Here is an 868-nt window from a genome sequence, read left to right as displayed (position 1 = left end):
GACTCGAGGAATTTCGGACCCTGTCGATAGGGTAGCGTTGTCGGATGTTCGCCGGGTGGTTTCGGCGATGTCGGATCAGCTTGCGGGTCTTGAGGCGGCGGTGGCGACGCTGACAGCGCAGAACGCAGCGCTTCGGGCCGAGAACGGGGCGTTGAAAGAGGAGATCGCGCGGCTGAAGGGTTTGCCGCCGCGGCCGAAGTTCACGCTCAAGCCGTCTGGGATGGAGCAGGCGACATCAAAGCCTGCAGGCAAGAAGGGTCGCAAACGGGGACGTGGCGCGGTTCGCGACAAGCTGGTGGTGACCAGCGAGGTAAGGCTGAAGGCGCAGGTGCCACAGGGTTCGCGCTTCAAGGGCTATGAGGATGTGCTGGTCCAGGACTTGAGGATCAGCGTGGCGGTGGTGCGCTATCGCCGGGAGCGGTGGGAGACGCCGTCCGGCGAGCGGATCGTGGCGGCGTTGCCGCCCGGTATCCTTGGCGGCTTCGGGCCCGAGCTACGCCGCTTCATCGCGGCTGGCCATTACCAGGGACAGGTGACGAGCGACCGGCTGACGGCCTTGCTGTGCGGCATGGGGCTGCACATCTCGAAGCGGCAGGTCGTGCGCCTGCTGAGCAAGGGACTGGAAGCGTTGGTGGCCGAAGACGAGGCGGTGCTGCGTACCGGCCTGGAGACTGCGCGCTGGATCAGTGTCGACGATACCTCAGCGCGCCATGCCGGCAAGAACGGCTTCGTTACCCAGCTTGGCGACGATCGCTTCGCTGTGTTCCGCACCACGATGTCCAAATCCCGCCGAAGCTTCCTGTCGCTGCTGCGCGCCGGCCGGACCGACTATGTCGTCAACGACGCAGCGCTCGCCATGATGCGCCGC

The 868-nt window shown here is 65.8% G+C and carries 1 pseudogene; it reads left to right on the top strand.

What is annotated here, in order from left to right:
- Nucleotides 1-67: 67 nt before the first annotated feature.
- Nucleotides 68-868 (top strand): annotated as a pseudogene (locus ABD050_RS28945) (hypothetical protein); the annotation flags it as partial.

Source organism: Sphingomonas oligophenolica, from assembly GCF_039522915.1.
Classification (GTDB): domain Bacteria; phylum Pseudomonadota; class Alphaproteobacteria; order Sphingomonadales; family Sphingomonadaceae; genus Sphingomonas; species Sphingomonas oligophenolica.
This window is presented reverse-complemented; position numbering and strand designations above follow the sequence as displayed.